A 16,577-nucleotide genomic window follows, 5' to 3' on the forward strand; every position below is an offset into this window, starting at 1 on the left:
CCTCAGCGCGCGCCGACGGTCGTCTTGACGATGCTGACGGGCGACGCGGACATCCGCGAGACGCGCTCGGTGACGGAGCCGAGCATCCGGCGGTAATCGCCCGGGCGGTTCTTCGACCCCATCACCGTGAGGTCGATCGACTCGTCGTCGATGTACCGGAGGATCTCCTCGTGGGGCGCTCCGTGGACGATCGCCGTCACCGTCTCGACGCCGGCGTCGCCGGCGCGCTCCGCCACGGTCTCGACCGCCCGGTTCCCGCTCTCTTCCAGGGTCGCCTCCGCGCCCTCGAACTCGTGGACGTACTCGTCGCCGGAGTAGGCGTTGACGATGTCGCTGTCGACGACGTACAACACGTGAAGCGTCGCGTCGTAGCGGTCGGCCGCGTCGATGGCGTGGTCGACCGCGCGGTCGACGCCTTCGCTTCCGTCCGTCGGGAGCAGGATCCGATCGTACATATCGTACCGTTCTCCCGCCCGACACTTAAAAGGAGCCGCCGTCGTCGGCGTGTCCGGTCGAGACGACGTCACCCCGTGTAAACGGCGACGAACCGGAGCCGTCGGTAGTCCGCCACCCAGGTCCCGTCGCGGAACCGGTCCGCCCGCAGCGCGTCCTCGACGTCGGCGACGATCGCGTCGCGCTCGTCCGCGGGTGCCGGCGCGAGGAGCCCGTCGCCGAAGGCGTGCAGCCAGTTCGCCAGTCCGTCGGCGCCCCCGTCCAACTCGGTCGGTCGGTCGAACAGCGTCGCGTATCGCACCTCGAAGCCGTGGCGCTCGAGCGTGGTCGCCTGCGTCCCGACCGTCGGGAAGTACCACGGGTTCTCGCCGTCGTAGCCCCGGTCCGCGAGCGCGGCGAGCGTCGCGTCGACGATCGCGGCGACGTTGTCCGCGCCGCCGAGCTCGGCGACGAACCGCCCGCCGGGGCGAATGACGTCCGCCACCGAGGCGATCGCGCGGTCCTGCTCGGTGATCCAGTGGAGCGCCGCGTTCGAGAAGACGGCGTCGAACGCCCCCGCGAGCGCCGCGTCGTCCGCGGCGGCGAGGTCCCGGGCGTCGGCGTGGACGAACCGGAGCCCGGGGTGCTCGCGACGGGCCGCCTCGACCATCGCTTCCGAGGCGTCCACCCCCACCGCCTCCGCGCCGGCGTCCGCGATCGCCCGCGTCAGGTGGCCGGTGCCGCAGCCGACGTCGAGAACGCGCTCGCCCGGCTCGGGGGCCAACAGGTCGAGCACGTCGGTGCCGTACTCGTAGACGAACGAGAGGCCGTCGTCGTACGCTTCGGCGTCCCAGCGGTTCGTCCCGTCCGTGGGCGGCTGTGACATGGCCTTCCTGCGGCCGGGGTCGACTTAAGGGATGGGGCCGCGGTTCCGTCGCCGCCGCGCCACCGGTCGACGACGCCATGCCACCGGTCGACGACACCACGCCGCTGATCGACGACGCCACCGGTCGGCGCCGCGTACCGACCGATTGCACGTCGATATAAACCTTCCTGGCAACGCTTATACCCAACCATGACAGAGAGTAGCATGCATAGTATGTTCGAACGCTTCTCGAGCGGCTACTACCTGGGGGAACTGTACGTGGAACCGCACGACGGCGGGCGCGCCGTCATTCAACGAGCGGACCACGAGCACGTCAACGAGCAGCTGTACGCGGACGGCACGGGAGTCGAGCGGCTCGACGCGCCGATCGTGATGAAAGTCGGCGGGGGCCACATCCCGGTCGGAGGCGACGACGGGGTCCCCAGCGGGACGCTCGCGATCCCGCGGGAGCTCGCGGACGACGGGCTGCCGGGGACGCGACACGTCCTCCTCGCCGACGCCGACCGCGCGGAGACCCTCCTTCGCTGGGAGGGTTGGGAGCCGTTCGCGAACGCCTGACCGCTCGGGACGACCGCCTCCGCGTTTAAAAGTCGTCCTCGAAGACGAACGTCCCGTTCCGCTGGACGACCTCGCCGTCGACCTCGATGACGGAGTCCTCGCTCATGTCGACGATCATGTCGACGTGTTCGGCCGACTCGTTGCGTTCGTTGTCCTCGCCGACCGTCTCGGGGTACGCCGAGCCGACCGCCATGTGGACGGTGTCGCCCATCTTCTCGTCGAACAGCATGTTGTACGTGAACCGGTCGATCTGCCGGTTCATCCCGATCCCGAGCTCGCCGAGGTACCGTGACCCCTCGTCGGTGTCGAGGATGCCCGTCAGCAGATCCTCGTTGCGTTCGGCGCTGTGGGAGACGACCTTTCCGTCCTCGAACCGGAGGCGGACGCCCTCGATCTCGCGACCGTAGCGGTACAGCGGGAGGTCGAAGTACACCTCGCCGTCGACGCCGTCGCGGACCGGTGCGGTGAACACCTCGCCGCCGGGGAGGTTCTTCTCGCCGTAGTCGTTGAGCGCCTCGTTGCCCGCGAGACGCATCGTCACGTCGGTCTCCTCGCCCGAGCGGATCCGCAGTTCGTCGGCGTCGTTGAGGACCTCGACCATCCCCGCCTGGAACTCGCGCTGGGCGTCCCAGTCGAGCGAGACGGCGTCCCACACGAAGTTCTCGTACGCCTCCGTGCTCATCCCGGCCAACTGGGCGTGTCCCGCCGTCGGGTACTGCGTGAGACACCAGGTCTTCGAGAGCCGCTCCCGTTTGATATCCTCCATTGCACGGTTGTACGCGGCGTTCGTCGCCGGATCGACGTCGGCGTCCTCCGTGACGTTCGGCCCGCCGCGGGCGATGACGAACACGTCGGTCTCCTCGTACAGCGCGCGTCGGTGGCTCGGCTCCTCGAAGCCGTCCGCGGCCCGCTTGAACGCGCGGTCCGCGCGCTTCGAGTAGTTGATGTACACCGGGTTCGCGCCGCGGTCGCCACAGATCTCGTGGAGCGCGACCGCGAGGTCCTCGGCTTCCTTGGGCACCTGGATGACGACGTCGTCGCCGGCCTCGATGCCGGTGGAGTGGTCCGCGATCGTCTCGGCGTGTTCCCTGATGCGGGCGTCCATACGCCCACCCTCGCGTTCCGACGGATTACCCCTTTTGGAAGCGGAGCCGACCGGGCGACGGGACGTCCGATCGATCAGACCGCGATCGCACCGACCGACGGGAAGGGGATCAGCCAGACGCCGAGCCCGACCAGCACGGCTCCCGCGACCCGGTCGAGCCACACGCGGGTACGCTCGGAGCGGAGGAGCCGTGCCGTCCCGTCGGCGGCGAGGGCGACGCCGCCGAGGTAGACCGCCGTCAGCGCCGCGTACGTGACGCCGAGGGCCGCCACCGATCCCCCTTCCTCGCCCGCGGCGAACCCGGGGAGGAACGCGAGGAAGAACAGCGCGACCTGCGGGTTGAGCGCGTTGACGAGGAACCCCTCACGGACCCCTCCGGTCCCGGCCGGCTCCGTCTCGCCGGCCGAGCGCAACGTGTCGATCCCCAGATAGCAGAGGTACGCGCCGCCGAGGACGCCGACGATCCGTTCGGCCCCGGGCACGCTCCGGTAGAGCGCCGCGACCCCGACGACGACCAGCGCGGTGTGAAACAGGATCCCAGCGGTGACGCCACAGGCGGCTCGCAGCCCGAGCGAACGCCCCTCGAGCCCCCGTGAAAGCACGAACAGCGTGTCGGGACCCGGCGTGACGATGAGCGCCGCGGCCGCGAGCACGAAGAGGGCGTACGTGGACGGCTCCGGGAACACCGCGGCCGCGACCGGCATGGCTCCCGATACCGTCGATACCGCGTGAGAACTGCCGACAGCGCCGACCGCGCCGACCGCTCCGACCGCCGTTTCCGGTCCGCCGATCATTCCAGCCGCTCGGCGGCCTCACGCTGGACGAGCGGCTCGGCGTTCGCCGACGGCAGGGTGACGACGTCCTCGCTCGCGAGGTCGTACTCGCGCTCGTCGACGCCGAGTATCGCCCCGACGTCCCGGGTGATCCGGACCGTCGTCCGGTCGGAGCCGTCGGAGCCCGCGGAACCGGCGGGTTCGCTGGAGCCGTCACGGTCGCTGCTCGCGTTCCCGGCCCCGTCCGAGCCGTCCGAACGCTCCGAGCCGTCCGAACGCTCCGAGCCGTCTGCCTCGGCCGGCTTGGCCGGCCCCCGATCGTCGCCACCGACGGCCCCGGGTGGGGCCGGCTCGGGGTCCACCGGCGTCGGGGCGCCCGCCGACGCGTTACTCGAGGCCCCCGCAACCGGGTCCGTCTCGGGCAGCGCGTCCCGTGGAGCGTCCGGCGGGGCGTCGCCGGGCGACCCGGACGACGTGTCCCCGCTTCCTCCCGCCGATCCGTCCGCCGCCGATCCGTCCGCCGCCGATCCGCCCATCGCGTCCGCGAGCGCCCCACCCGCGTCGCCCCCGGTCGGGTCGGCGCCGGTTGCGTCGGCGTCCGCCGGCTCCGCGGGCTCGTCGCCTTCGACGGAACCGTCAGAGCGGGGAGGGGCGCCGTGGGTCCCGGCCCCGGAGGTGCCGGCGTCCGGTGTCTCGGGTTCCTCCTGAAGGGCGGGATCCGTGGCCGCCGCCGGGTCGGTCGACGGGGCCGAGTCGGTCGACGGGACCGGCTCGGCGTCCATCGCCGCCGACGGCTCCTCGCCGGCGAGCGCGTCCAGGACCATCGATTTGTTCTCGCCGATCCGTTCGACGAGGTCGTCGAACAGCGACCGTTCCTGGGTCGTCATCCCCTCCGTCTCGACCGAGATCTCGGCCGCGGCGAAGGAGGCGAGCTTGACGACCTTGCCGACGCGTCGCTCGTACAGCGCCTTGGCGACCTCCTCGGCCGTCTCGATCTCGTCGGACATCCGCCGGACGTCGTCGTCGGAGAAGGGGCTCTCGACGCGCTCGGCGCGGTGGTCCCGGGCGGCACGGAGGTCCGCGATGTACGCCGCCACGTCGTCGTAGAAGGCGTCGCGCAGATGCTGAAGGCTGTCCTTCCGTCGCTCCTTCGATTGGACCGATCGGAGTTCGTCGAGGTTCATGTGTCGGTCATCGTTCGGGGGCCTTTCGCGCCTCGCCGCGGGCCATCAGGAAGACGCCCGCGAACTCGGGAACGGTGTTTCTACCGGGTTCCACTGAGACGCGCCGACCGTTTAATTCTACCGTCCGATCCACCTCGGTCTCGATAGCGATCTCCCGGCCGACGAACCGCTCGGGCACCGCGTCCACGAGGGGATCGAAGCCGTCGAGGTCATCGCGTTCGATCGGGGTCACGACCAGCCCGGACCCCCCGTGGAGCGTCCCCGGGAACCGGATGAGCCGGCGCGTGTCGGTCGTCACCGGCTCGTCGATCGGTGCCGTATCGGTCGCGGCCACGCGGGCGGCGAGCGCCGAGACCAGTCGCCGGACCCCGGGTCCGCCGGCCTCGACGTTGCCCTCGCGGACGGCCGCCGGGTTGCGCTCGAACGCGCCGAGGATGGTCCCCGCGCGCCCCTCGCCGATGCCGTCGAGCTCCATCAGGCGCTCTCGGGCCGTCTCCTCGTCGTCCTCGCGGAGGTCGTCGGCGTAGTCAACGAGCGCCTCGTGGACGCGCGCGCCCCACCCGCCTTCCGTGCGGAGGACCCGCTTGTTGGTGCCGCGCTCGGTCACCGTGTGGATCAGGTTCCCCGTGTCGAGATCGATCGCACGGACGTAGTCCACGATCTCCCGGCGCGCCTCGCCGTCGAGCTCCCGCACCGACTCGTCACGGACGTGGACGTGGTAGCCGCGCCCGCCGGAGAAGACGACAGTGAGGTCCTCGAACGCGAAGTCGTCCTCCAGGAAGTCGAGCAGCCGGTCCAGCGCGTCCTTACAGGCCGACAGCATCTCCGCGTACGTCGTGGTCGCCGGGTCGACGCCGGGGAGGTGGTCGGCGTCGAGGTCGAAGACGAGGTCCGCCGAGCGCCACCCTTTCTTCGACATGGTGGACGCGCCCGGGTCGTCGTAGCGCGCGGCCGAGAAGTAGGCGTGTCGCGGCGCGTTGTCCGCGAAGAAGGCGTCGACGTCGCCGAGGTCGTACAGCGACTGGTGTCGGACCATCGTCGTCCCCGACCCGGGCGTCCACGGGATGTGGCCCCACTCGCGCAGGTGGGCGTCCGGGGGCGGCGACAGCGAGACGCTCCGGTAGTAGTCGCCGAAGCGTCCCGAGAGGTACTCACGGGTCCGATCGTCCATCGTTCCCACAAGTATCCGCGGTCGCGGTAAAGGCGTGTCGTTCGCGGCCGCCGAGCGGCGTGAGACCGGAGGCGACGGAAGCGTTCGAACGATGACGGCGGGGCTCCGAAACCGGCCGAGACGGGTCAGAAAAGGAACCGACAGGGGCTACTGGACGACGGTCTACTGGAACGCGCCGCCGGCCCCGGGTTCGGGCTCGTCCTCGACCTCGGCCCGCTTGAACCGCTGTTCGATCTCCTCGTAGCGCTCGCGCGTCTCCGAGGTGACGCTCGGGGCGACCTCCGATAAGGCCTCCTCGAAGTGAGCCATCGTCACGCGGACGTTGCCGATCGACTCGCCGACCTCCTCGCGCGGGACGCTGGCGATGAACTCCCGGGAGGCGCTCATCGACGCCTCGCGGGCGACCGCCTCGAGGTCCGCGCCGACGTAGCCGTCCGTCCGCCGGGCGATCGCGTCGAGGTCGACGTCGTCGGCCAGCGGCTTCTCGCGGGTGTGGACCTCGAGGATCTTCCGGCGCGCGTCCTCGTCAGGGACGGGGACGTGGACGTGCCGGTCCAGCCGTCCCGGGCGGAGCAGCGCCGAGTCGATCAGGTCCGGGCGGTTCGTCGTCGCGATGACGACGACGTCCTCCAGCGATTCGAGCCCGTCGAGCTCCGTCAGCAGCTGGGAGACGACGCGTTCGCCGACGCCGGAGTCGCCGGAGTTCTTCCCGCGTTCGGTCGCGATCGAGTCGATCTCGTCGAAGAACACGATCGTCGGCGCGTTCTCGCGGGCCTTGCTGAACACCTCGCGGACGCCCTTCTCGGATTCGCCCACGAACTTGTTGAGCAGCTCGGGCCCCTTGATCGAGATGAAGTTCGAGTCGCTCTCGTTGGCGACGGCCTTCGCGAGCAGGGTCTTGCCCGTTCCCGGCGGGCCGTACATCAGGACGCCCTTCGCGGCCTGCATGTCGAGCTCCTCGAACACCTCGGGGTACTCGAGCGGCCACTGGATCGTCTCGCGGAGCCGTTCTTTGGTGTCCTCCAAGCCGCCGACGTCGCTCCACGTGACGTCGGGGATCTCGACGAACACCTCCCGCAGGGCGGAGGGTTTGATCCCCTTGATCGCCTCCTTGAAGTCGCCCTCGGTGACCTGGATGGAGTTGAGCACGTCCGCGTCGATCTCGTCGCTCTCGAGGTCGAGCTGCGGGCGGATGCGCCGGAGCGCGTGCATCGCGGACTCCTTCGCCAGCGACTCGAGGTCGGCCCCGACGAAGCCGTGGGTGTTCTCGGCGTACTCGTCGAGGTCGACGCCGTCGGTCAGCGGCATGTTCCGCGTGTGGACCTGCAGGATCTCCTTGCGGCCGTCGCGGTCGGGGACGCCGACCTCGATCTCGCGGTCGAACCGGCCGCCGCGCCGGAGCGCGGGGTCGATGGCGTCGACGCGGTTGGTCGCGCCGATGACGACGACCTCGCCGCGCTCCTCGAGCCCGTCCATCAGCGAGAGCAGCTGGGCCACGACGCGGCGTTCCACGTCGCCACCGGCCTCCTCGCGTTTGGGCGCGATCGAGTCGAGCTCGTCCATGAACACGATCGCGGGGGCCTCCTCGGTGGCCTCCTCGAACACGTCACGGAGCTGCTCCTCGCTTTCCCCGTAGTACTTCGACATGATCTCCGGCCCGGAGATCGTGTGGAAGCTCGCGTCGATCTCGTTGGCGACGGCCTTCGCGATCAGCGTCTTCCCGGTCCCCGGCGGCCCGTGCAGGAGGACGCCCTTCGGTGGGTCGATCCCCAGCCGCTTGAACAGCTCGGGGTGGCGCATCGGCAGCTCGATCATCTCCCTGACCTGTTCGAGCTCGTCGTCGAGCCCACCGATGTCCTCGTACGCGACGTCCGGGGAGCCGTCGCCGGGGGCCGCACCCGCCTGTCCGGCGGGGGCGTCCATGATCTCCTCGGCGGGCTTCTCGGAGATCTCGATCTCCGTCGAATCGGTGACGACGACCGTCCCCGACGGGGACGTCGACGCGACCTTCAGCGGGACCGCCTGCGACTGACCGCCCATGAAGCCGAAACCGAGCGGTAGCTGGACGTTCTGTCCCTCCGTTACCGGCTGGCCGCCCAGCTCGCGGCGGATCAGCGCGTCGATGTTGCCGCGGATCCCGAGCCGCTGTGGCAGCGCGATGGCGATCCGTTCCGCGGGCTCGACGTCGACGGGTTCGACCGTGACGCGGTCGTCGATCCCGACGCTCGCCTCCTGGCGAAGCCTCCCGTCGATCCGGACCACGCCCGTACCGTCGTCCTCCGGGTAGCCGGGCCACACACGCGCGATCGCGGCTCCCTCGGAGCCCTCGACGCGGATGAAGTCCCCGCCGGACAGCTCGAGCTCCTCGGCGGCGAGCCGCTCGATGGCGGCGAGGCGACGCCCGGCGTCCTTCTGTTTTAAGGGTTTAACGGTGAGTTTCATCGATCGCCCTCGATGGTGAACACGCCGTTGGTCACCGAAACGCTGTCGGCCGTCCCGGGGAGCTCGAACTCCGACTCCGTGGAGTCGCCGTTCGCCTCGACCACGACGATCGCGGTGTCGCCGACCGTGTCGACGCTCAGCGCGTCGTCGTCGACGCCGACGTCGGCGGCGACGACCCACCGGTCCTCGTAATCGTAGCGGCGAAGCAACACGTCCCCGCCGGCGGATTGGGTGAGATTCATAGTATGCTAACTACAAGTTAGGTGTGGAACTATATAAATCTGTCGCCAGTGGATCGGGGGACGAAACCGGGTTTACTGTATTTAGTTGTGTTGCGGTTCACACCCCGGCTCGGTGTGGCGATGGCCGTCGTATCCGGCGGTTAGAGAGCGCGTCGCCTGCAGCGCGAGGGACTTATAAATGGCGGGAGGAGGGAGCGATGAGCGGTGTGAGGTGCCCGTTACCGGTGGCGTGGGGAGCCCGTTACCGGTGGCGTGGGGAGCCCGTTACCGGTGGCGTGGGGAGCGACCCCGGTCAGTAGTTCGCGAGCGGGTCGTCGAGGTCGATCTCGCCGGCGTCGATCTCGGCTTCGACCTCGCGGGCCGCGGTCACCATCGCTTCCGTCTTCCCGTACGCGATCTCGCGCGGGAGCAGTTTCAGTCCGCAGTCGGGCGAGATCGTGAGCTTCTCCGGCGGAACGACCCGAAGCCCCTGGAGGATGTTCCGTTTGATCTCCTCGACGGGCTCGACCTCGGCGGTGTGGGCGTCGACGACGCCGAGCGCGAGGTCCGGCTCGAACTCGGGGTCCTGGAACGTCGGGATCTGCTCGTAGTCGCCGTTACACAGCTCGACGTCGAACTCGTCGATCGGGTAGTCGTTGATCTCGGGGTAGATCCGCGAGTAGTCGCCGTAACAGACGTGGAGCCCGATGCGGACGTCCTCGGAGATCCCGCTCACGATGCGTTCGAGCGCCTCGCCGACGATGGCGTGGTCCTCGGGGGTCGTCGCCAACGCGGGTTCGTCGATCTGGATGTAGCGTGCGCCCGCCTCGACGAGCTTCTCGACCTCCTCGTTCACGAGGTCCGCCAGGTCGTACACGAGCTCCTCCGTCGAGGGGTACGCCTCGTTGAACGCCCAGAACCCGAGCGTGTACGGCCCCGTGATCGGGACCTTGACCGGGCGCTCGGCGACGTTCGACGTGAACTCGAACTCGTCGACGAGCCACGGCTCGTCGTAGGAGACCTCCTCGACGACGGAGGGCTTGTCGAAGTAGTTGTGACCCCACACCTTCACGGGGCCGTTGAACTCGTAGCCGGGGATGCGCTCGGCGAAGAACTCGACCATCTCGTTGCGGCGCATCTCGCCGTCGACGACGGTGTCGAGGCCGGCGCGATCGTGTTCGTGGGTGATGAGTCGACAGGCGTCGTCGTGCGCCTCCGTGAGGTCGCCCGCGTCGAACTTCGACTCGTCGTCTTCGACGAGCTCGTCCGCCCGGTTGAGCCACTTCGGCTTCGGGTACGAGCCGACGACGGTCGTGAGCAGGAACGCGTCGTTCGGGTGGTCGTTCGGGCGGAACTGTTCGCGGTTGGCGTCGGGGGTTCGGACCATTATTCGAGCACCTCCACCGCCGCGGCGAGCGCGGCGAGTTTCTCCTTGTACTTGTTCTCCGGCAGGTAGAACGGCTCCGTGTTCGACGTCAGGTACGTCGTGTCGAACGACTGTGCGGGGACCTGCGACTCGAACCACTCGACGCGGTCGGCGGTCGTCTCCGCGCCCTCGACGAGCGTGTTCTGCCCGTCGACGACGCCGAGCGCCAGCGAGTCGGTCGCGCCGTACTCCTGGACGTTGTAGACGGTGTCGTCGCGGTCGTCCGCGACGAGGTCGAGCCCGAGCGCGTCAGCGCCCGCCTCGTCGACGAGGTGGGCGTACAGCTTCTCCCCGAGCGCGCCCCAGTACGTGTGGACCACGACGTCGGCGTCGGTCGCCGCCGCGACCGTTCGGATCGCGTCGGTGGCGCGCTCCTCCTCGCCCGCCGCGGGCGGGTTCTCGACCAGCGACGGCTCGAGCAGGAACAGCGTCTCGTGGTCGGGGAACGAGTCGACCTCGCCGGCGAGGAAGTCGGCGACGGCGGCCTGGAACGCCGCCTCGTCGCCGTAGTGTTCGTCGCTCGCGAGGTCCGCAAGCGAGTACGGACCCGGCAGCGTCGCCTGCAGCGGCGCGTCGCGGGCCAACACGTCCGCGGCGGCCGTCAGCTCGGCCGCGACGTCGCCGGAGGGCGTGAGCTCGCCGGTCACGCGCGGGTCGCGGTAGAAGTTGTTGTTGTCGTAGTAGCGCACGATCCCGCCGGTCTCCACCGCGTCGTGGACCGTCAGCGGGTGCGCGATCATGTCGTCCCAGCGCGCCTGCCCCTCGACGACGCGGTCGACGCCGGCCTCGAGCTGGTCGTCGACGTACTCCGCGCGGACCTCGTCGTACACCGACTCGATCTCCGCCCCTTCGTCCCCGCTCAACAGATCGCCCTTCTGGTGACCCTTCAGGTCCGAGAGCGTCTCTTTCGCCCAGTCCGGGAGCGGATACAGCCCCGGTGTGGTCGCGACTCGTTCAGTCATCACCGACCCTTCGATATGCCGCTGTATAATATTTGCGAACCAGTTTGATGCATACTGGTTATTCACCACGGTCATGAACGGGTCCGGGAGTGGTGGGCGATGGGTGACGGGCCGCGCCGGTCCTCGACGGCCGCCGCGCGGTCACGCGACGACGGACGAACCGTTAACCGCCTCGGCGCGAAACCCGCGTCCATGACCGTCGTTTCGCTGTTCCCCTCGGCCACGGAGGTCGTCGCCGCGCTCGGGGGCACCCCCGCCGCCGTCTCACACCAGTGTGACCACCCGCCGGCCGTCGAGGACCGGCCGACGCTCACCGGACTCGTTCGGGACCTCGACTCGCCCCCGGCGACGGTCGACCGGATCGTCGCCCACGACGACGTCTACTACCTCGACGGGACCGTCCTCGCGGACGCCGACCCGGACGTCGTGCTCACGCAGGGCGTCTGTGCCGTCTGCGCGCTCGACGCGGGCCTCGCACACGACGCCGTCGAGCGGCTCGGCCTCGACGCCACGGTGCTCGACGTGCACGCCGACGACCTCGGCGACGTGCTCGCGAACGTCGACCGGATCGGCGCGGCGATCGGTCGCCCCGCCGCGGCGGACGACCTCCGAGCGGAGCTCGAGGACCGCATCGACGCCGTCGACCGGTCCGTCTCGACGGCGACGGGTTCGGAGGGGAGTCGTCCGCGGGTCGCCGTGTTCGACTGGACCGACCCGCTCCGACACGGCGGGCTGTGGGTGCCGGAGCTGATCGCCCTCGCCGGCGGGGAGGTCGGCCTCGCCGATCCCGGCGAGCGGTCCGGACGGGTCGATCCGAGCGACCTGCTGGCGTTCGACCCCGAGGTCGTCGTCGTCGCCCCCTGCGGCTACGACGTCGACGCCGCCGAGCGAGCGGCCGCGGACCTGGCCGGTCGGGAGTGGTTCGGCGAGCTGGCGGCCGCGCGCGACGACCGCGTGTACGCGATGGACGGGGCGGCGTACCTGAACCGCCACAGCCACCGCGTCGTCGACACGCTGGAGGCGCTCGCGGCCGTGATACGCCCGGATCGGTTCGGGGTCGCGACCGACCGGGACCGTGTCCGGCGGGTCGCGACGCCGACCGACTGACCGTCGCTCCTTCCTCGTCGGCTTCCACTACCCCGCTGACCTCCCACTCCGTCGGCTTCCACTACCCCGCCGACCGCGCTATCCCGCACGAGTCAGCCGCAGGACGGTGAGCGTCTCGAAGGGGAACGACTCCTCGACGGCGACGGCGTGGTCGAAGCCGGCCGCCTCGATCAGCGCCAGCACCTCCTCGTACCCGGTCAACGAGCTCACGAGCAGGAAGACGACGCCGTCGGGCGCGAGCACCCGGTCGACGTCCGCGAGGAACGGGTCGATGAGTTCGCGGCCGGTCTCGCCGCCCGACAGCGCCTGCTCCATCCAGTCGTCCCACTCGTTGTCGGGGTCCGTCGGCAGGTACGGCGGGTTGAAACAGACCGTGTCGAACGCGTCGGCGACGAACGGGTCGAGCAAGTCCCCGACGACCGCCTCGACGCCACGCTCGCCGGCCTGCCGCGCGGCGTTCGGGTTGCGGTCGCTGCCGACGACGCGGAGCCCGCACTCCTCGCGGATCCGTTCGGCGACCCAGCCGGAGCCGGTGCCGACCTCCAACACTCGCCCGTGTGCGCCCTCGACCGCCGCCGCCGCGAGCAGGCCGGAGTCCTCCGCCGGCTGATAGACGTCGAGGTCGAGCCCGCGACGCTCGGCGAGGTCGGTCACCGCCCGTCACCTCCCGACCCCTGACTGCGGCCGGGTGAGCCGCCCCCGGCTCCGTCCGCTCCTGTGCCCCCGATCGATCCGTCACCGCGGGCGACGTCCCGACCGACCGCCGAGTCGAGTTGCACCCCGAACTCCCCCTGTCGTGCGGACAGCGTCTGCTGTGGGAACGGGATGGTGATCCCCTCGTGTTCTAACCCGGACTTGATCGCGCTCATCGCGGCGGTCTGCGTGCGCCAGCGCTTCCGCATGCTCGGGTCCGTGATCCAGTACCGGACCCCGAGGACGACTGCGGAGTCCGCGAACCGCTTCGTGACCACGTCGGGCTCGGGCATCCGAGCGATCCCGTCGATGTCGACGATCGCCTCCCGGAGCACCGCCGCCGCCCGGTTGACGTTGGCGTCGTAGTCCACCCCCACCTCGATCTCGATGCGGAGCCGGTTGCGGCGGGAGCGGTCGATCACGGGCCGCGAGCGCACCTCGTCGTTCGGGATCGTGACGACCTCGCCGTCGAACGACCGCATCCGCGTGTTGATGATCGAGATGTCGGTGACGGTCCCCTCGTGGTCGCCGACCTCGACCCAGTCGCCCACCTCGAAGGGGCGCGAGAACATCAGGACGAACCCCGCAAGCGCCGCACCGAGCGTCTGTCTCGCCGCCATCCCGACGACGATCCCCAAGAACCCGGCCCCGACGAGGAGGCTGCCGACGTTGTCGGTGAACAGCCCGATCGTCACGAGCACGACCAGGGTGTAGACCGTGATCTGGATCGTGCGCCGGAGCATCTCCTCCTGGTGTTCCGAGACCGCGGTGCTCTCGGTCGCGAGCTCGCGGACCACGCCGCCGAGGAAGTCCGTCAGCGCGTAGGCGCTCGCCAAGAGCACGACGGCGAGCACGATGTTCGACAGGTGGTCGGCGATGGCCGCGTTCTCCAACGCGTTCAGGAGCGCGCTCCCGAGCCCCCACACCGCGAGCACGCCCAGGACGCCGGCTGCGGTCGCCGCCGCCACGGCCGAGGAGAGCAGGAGCCGCTGTTTCGAGGTGCGTTCCCCCTCGCGCCGCTTCAGCCAGCCGATCGCGAGCCGAACGGCGACGACCGCCGCGAGGATCGCGATCGTGAGACCGATCCGTTCGAGGTCCCCGCCCGCGAACCGCTCGATGGAGACGAGCCCGTCCGCGAGCGTCCGCGATCCGGCTCCGGACATCTCACCCCTCCGTGGACGGGCCGTCGCCCGCCGTGTCCGGCGGCGACCCGTGCTCCCGGGCCAGCTCCGCCAGCGCGGCGAACGCGCTCGGGTCGAGGGTACCCGGTCGGCGGCGAAGCAGGTCCTCCTCGGCGGCGTCGACGACCGCCTCGGGCTCCGCCAACCCGGAGATGTGTGCCGTGTTCCGGATCGCGTTCCGAACCGTCTTGCGGCGCTGGGTGAAAAGCGCCTTCACGAACCGGAGGAAGAACGCCTCGTCGCCCACGGTGTACTCCGGGTCGCGAGGGGTACACCGGACGATCGCGCTCTCGACGGCCGGCTGGGGGTCGAACGCCTCCTTCGGGACGCTCTCGACGAGCTCCACGTCGGCGTAATGGCCCGCGGAGACGGAGAGCCGGCCGTACTCGGGCTCGCCCGCGGCGGCGACCATCCGCTCGGCGAACTCCTTTTGGAACATCAACACCAGCGGCTTCCGCTCGGGGAGCAGCCGGAAGGCGATCTCCGAGGAGACGCCGTACGGGAGGTTGGCGACACAGGCCGTGAACTCCGGGAGGGCGACCGTCAGCGCGTCGCCCTCGACGACGTCGAGCGACCCCGCGTCGACGGCGTCCGCGAACTCCTCGCGGAGGAACGCCGCGAACGCCCGGTCGCGTTCGACGACGGTCACCCGGCCGCGTGGCTCCGGTCCGCCGGCGTCGACGGCCGCGAGCAGTCGGTCGGTGAGCGCTCCCGCCCCGCCGCCGATCTCGAGGAGGTGGCTCCGGTCGGCGTCCGCCGGGAGGTACGTCGGGATCCGGTCGAGGACGCGGTCGTCGACGAGGAAGTGCTGGTCGTGGTCGGGGTCCGCGCGGGTCCCCGCCCGACGCGCGAGCGCGTCGGGGTCGCGAGCCCCGTACCCCGCGGGTTCCCCCGTCGATGGGTCAGTCATTGGCGGCGGTAGACGGCGATTCCGGGTAAAAGTCTCGTTTCGTGACTCCCGCCGCGATGCCGACCGGCGTCCCGTGTCAGCGCCCCGTCGTCACTCGTTCCGGCCGACGAACGTCCGGTACTTCAGGTCGTCCTCGCGGACCTCCTCGACGATGCGTTCGATGACGACCTCGCGGGGTCGGTGGAGCCCCGAGACGCGGTCGGTCAGCTCGGTGAAGCTCTCGAAGGGGCCCCGTTTGCGCTCGTCGATGACCTTGTTCCGGAGCTTCTTGCCGATCCCGGGCAGGAGGTTGAGCTGGTGGAGCCGGAGGGTGATCGGGCCCGCCTCGTTGAAGAAGTCGACGAAGCGTCGCTCGTCGGACTCGACCACGTCGGCGACCGCGTACTCGATCTCCGCCGCCGCGTTGCGCGTGAGGTCGTCGGCGTCGATCTCGCGATAGCGCGTCGCGTACCGGTCGTCGTCGAGGGGGATCCGATCGCTCACGGAGACGTCGGCGTCCGCCGCGAGCATCACCTCGTACAGCCGGAAGTCGTCGACGCCGAGCCCGTACGCGATCGGCGACTTCTGGTACCCCGGCCGACCGTCGTCCGGCCGCCCGGTCGGGAGCACGTCGAGCAGCACCGCCTGGGACGTGGGGCCCCCGTCGGCCTCGTCGGTGGCGTCGTCGCCGACGGAGTCGTCGCCGACAGGGTCGTCTCCGGGCGCGTCCGTGTCGGAGTCACTCATACCCTTATTACGGCTCCGGGGACTTAAAAAATCGCTGCCGCGGGGGCGACGACGTTCGCCGAGGGAACGCCGTCGTGGCCGCGGTCACGCGCCGTTCGCGTTCGAGCGCCGCCGTCAGGCGTACTTCGCGACGATGTCGAGGACCTCGTCGAGCTCGTCGCCGTCGAGCGAGTAGCGCTCCTGGGCGAAGACGGACCGCAGCTCGGTCCGGTCCTCCGGGAGCAGGTCGGCGATCTTGATCGCCGTCGGCACGTCGATGGGCTCCAGCTCGGCGAGCTCCTCGACCAGCTCGCGCGATTCCTCGGCGTCGAGGTGGGCGAACCGGTTGACGTGCTCGATGGCGCGCGCCAACTCGTAGCGCAGTTCGCGCTCGTCGTCGGCCGCACGCGCGTCCTCGATCTCGACGAGGATCTGCTTCGCCTCGGAGGTGGTGACGTATTCCTCGTCGAGCTTCTCTTTGAATATGGTCATCTCAGTTCTGCTGTGCGCGCATGTGGGCGGCCCGAACGATGAGCGTCTTCGCCTTGCGGCCGTCGACGATCTCCACCTTGAACGCGGCTCCCTGCTTCCCGATCACGGTTCCGGTGCGGCCGTCGAATCGCGGGTGGAACCGCCCTTCCTGCACGCTCGGGTCGATCTTGAGGTGGACCTGCGTCCCCTCGTCGAACTCCTGGATCGCGCGCTGCGGCGGCGAGGTACCGCGGTCACGCGGCTTGTTGGACAGCTTGTCGCGGGTCGCCTTCTGGGGCCCATTGGAACTCGGCATAGTCGTGTGACCCCCTTCCGTTGCCGCAGTTATA

The 16,577-nt window shown here is 70.0% G+C and carries 18 protein-coding genes; 2 read left to right on the top strand and 16 right to left on the bottom strand.

The genetic code is table 11. From position 1 onward, the window contains the following. Window positions 1-2 precede the first annotated feature (2 nt). Window positions 3-455: a universal stress protein gene (locus GRS48_RS07745; RefSeq protein ID WP_159485223.1), complete on the bottom strand. Its 453-nt coding sequence runs from the start codon at window positions 453-455 to the stop codon at window positions 3-5. A gap of 68 nt (window positions 456-523) precedes the next feature. Further along, window positions 524-1,318 carry a trans-aconitate 2-methyltransferase gene (locus GRS48_RS07750; protein ID WP_159485225.1) on the bottom strand — a complete coding sequence of 265 codons (795 nt, stop codon included), beginning with the start codon at window positions 1,316-1,318 and terminating at the stop codon, window positions 524-526. 213 nt (window positions 1,319-1,531) lie between these two features. Between GRS48_RS07750 and GRS48_RS07755 the strand changes: the two genes are divergently transcribed. After that, on the top strand, window positions 1,532-1,876 hold the full coding sequence (locus GRS48_RS07755; RefSeq protein ID WP_159485589.1) for a DUF5802 family protein: 345 nt from the start codon (window positions 1,532-1,534) through the stop codon (window positions 1,874-1,876). A 25-nt stretch (window positions 1,877-1,901) separates the two neighbouring features. Here GRS48_RS07755 and GRS48_RS07760 read toward each other — a convergent pair whose 3' ends face one another. The 8 genes from GRS48_RS07760 to GRS48_RS07795 all read right to left on the bottom strand — a co-directional run bounded on the left by GRS48_RS07760 (window position 1,902) and on the right by GRS48_RS07795 (window position 11,160). After that, window positions 1,902-2,981 carry an aminopeptidase gene (locus tag GRS48_RS07760; RefSeq protein WP_159485227.1) on the bottom strand — a complete coding sequence of 360 codons (1,080 nt, stop codon included), beginning with the start codon at window positions 2,979-2,981 and terminating at the stop codon, window positions 1,902-1,904. A 74-nt stretch (window positions 2,982-3,055) separates the two neighbouring features. Then, the gene (locus GRS48_RS07765; protein WP_159485229.1) at window positions 3,056-3,685 is read right to left on the bottom strand and encodes a LysE family translocator; all 630 of its coding nucleotides are present in this window, start codon (window positions 3,683-3,685) and stop codon (window positions 3,056-3,058) included. Window positions 3,686-3,771: 86 nt separating this feature from the next. Beyond that, complete coding sequence (locus GRS48_RS07770; protein ID WP_159485231.1) at window positions 3,772-4,938, bottom strand: hypothetical protein; 1,167 nt, start codon at window positions 4,936-4,938, stop codon at window positions 3,772-3,774. Window positions 4,939-4,945: 7 nt separating this feature from the next. After that, window positions 4,946-6,109, bottom strand: a complete 1,164-nt coding sequence (gene priS / locus GRS48_RS07775) for a DNA primase small subunit PriS (protein WP_159485233.1) — start codon at window positions 6,107-6,109, stop codon at window positions 4,946-4,948. A gap of 162 nt (window positions 6,110-6,271) precedes the next feature. Then, a complete protein-coding gene (locus GRS48_RS07780) occupies window positions 6,272-8,551 on the bottom strand; it encodes a CDC48 family AAA ATPase (protein WP_159485235.1) in 2,280 nt (759 codons plus the stop codon). Beyond that, window positions 8,548-8,793 (bottom strand): Hsp20/alpha crystallin family protein, encoded by a 246-nt coding sequence (locus tag GRS48_RS07785; protein ID WP_159485237.1) that lies wholly within the window; start codon window positions 8,791-8,793, stop codon window positions 8,548-8,550. Before GRS48_RS07785 ends, GRS48_RS07780 begins: the two co-directional genes overlap by 4 nt. A 292-nt stretch (window positions 8,794-9,085) precedes the next feature. After that, complete coding sequence (locus tag GRS48_RS07790) at window positions 9,086-10,159, bottom strand: methionine synthase (RefSeq protein ID WP_159485239.1); 1,074 nt, start codon at window positions 10,157-10,159, stop codon at window positions 9,086-9,088. After that, entirely contained in the window at window positions 10,159-11,160 is a 1,002-nt protein-coding gene (locus tag GRS48_RS07795) for a 5-methyltetrahydropteroyltriglutamate--homocysteine methyltransferase (RefSeq protein WP_159485241.1), read from the bottom strand. Before GRS48_RS07795 ends, GRS48_RS07790 begins: the two co-directional genes overlap by 1 nt. 192 nt (window positions 11,161-11,352) lie before the next feature. Between GRS48_RS07795 and GRS48_RS07800 the strand changes: the two genes are divergently transcribed. Further along, a complete protein-coding gene (locus GRS48_RS07800; RefSeq protein WP_159485243.1) occupies window positions 11,353-12,267 on the top strand; it encodes an ABC transporter substrate-binding protein in 915 nt (304 codons plus the stop codon). A 78-nt stretch (window positions 12,268-12,345) separates the two neighbouring features. On the opposite strand, the gene GRS48_RS07805 is transcribed toward GRS48_RS07800, so the two are convergent. The 6 genes from GRS48_RS07805 to GRS48_RS07830 all read right to left on the bottom strand — a co-directional run bounded on the left by GRS48_RS07805 (window position 12,346) and on the right by GRS48_RS07830 (window position 16,543). Then, the gene (locus tag GRS48_RS07805; protein WP_321168350.1) at window positions 12,346-12,921 is read right to left on the bottom strand and encodes a HemK2/MTQ2 family protein methyltransferase; all 576 of its coding nucleotides are present in this window, start codon (window positions 12,919-12,921) and stop codon (window positions 12,346-12,348) included. Beyond that, complete coding sequence (locus GRS48_RS07810) at window positions 12,918-14,123, bottom strand: mechanosensitive ion channel family protein (RefSeq protein ID WP_159485245.1); 1,206 nt, start codon at window positions 14,121-14,123, stop codon at window positions 12,918-12,920. The genes GRS48_RS07805 and GRS48_RS07810 overlap by 4 nt, the downstream gene beginning before the upstream one ends. Window position 14,124: 1 nt before the next feature. Continuing rightward, a complete protein-coding gene (locus GRS48_RS07815) occupies window positions 14,125-15,051 on the bottom strand; it encodes a 16S ribosomal RNA methyltransferase A (protein WP_159485247.1) in 927 nt (308 codons plus the stop codon). Between the two features lie 90 nt (window positions 15,052-15,141). Continuing rightward, window positions 15,142-15,777, bottom strand: a complete 636-nt coding sequence (locus GRS48_RS07820; protein ID WP_159485249.1) for a DUF655 domain-containing protein — start codon at window positions 15,775-15,777, stop codon at window positions 15,142-15,144. A 114-nt stretch (window positions 15,778-15,891) separates the two neighbouring features. Continuing rightward, complete coding sequence (locus GRS48_RS07825) at window positions 15,892-16,248, bottom strand: RNA polymerase Rpb4 family protein (protein ID WP_159485251.1); 357 nt, start codon at window positions 16,246-16,248, stop codon at window positions 15,892-15,894. A gap of 1 nt (window position 16,249) precedes the next feature. After that, window positions 16,250-16,543 carry a 50S ribosomal protein L21e gene (locus GRS48_RS07830; protein ID WP_159485253.1) on the bottom strand — a complete coding sequence of 98 codons (294 nt, stop codon included), beginning with the start codon at window positions 16,541-16,543 and terminating at the stop codon, window positions 16,250-16,252. Between the last annotated feature and the right edge of the window lie 34 nt (window positions 16,544-16,577).

Source organism: Halorubrum sp. JWXQ-INN 858 (assembly GCF_009806985.1).
Classification (GTDB): Archaea; Halobacteriota; Halobacteria; order Halobacteriales; family Haloferacaceae; genus Halorubrum.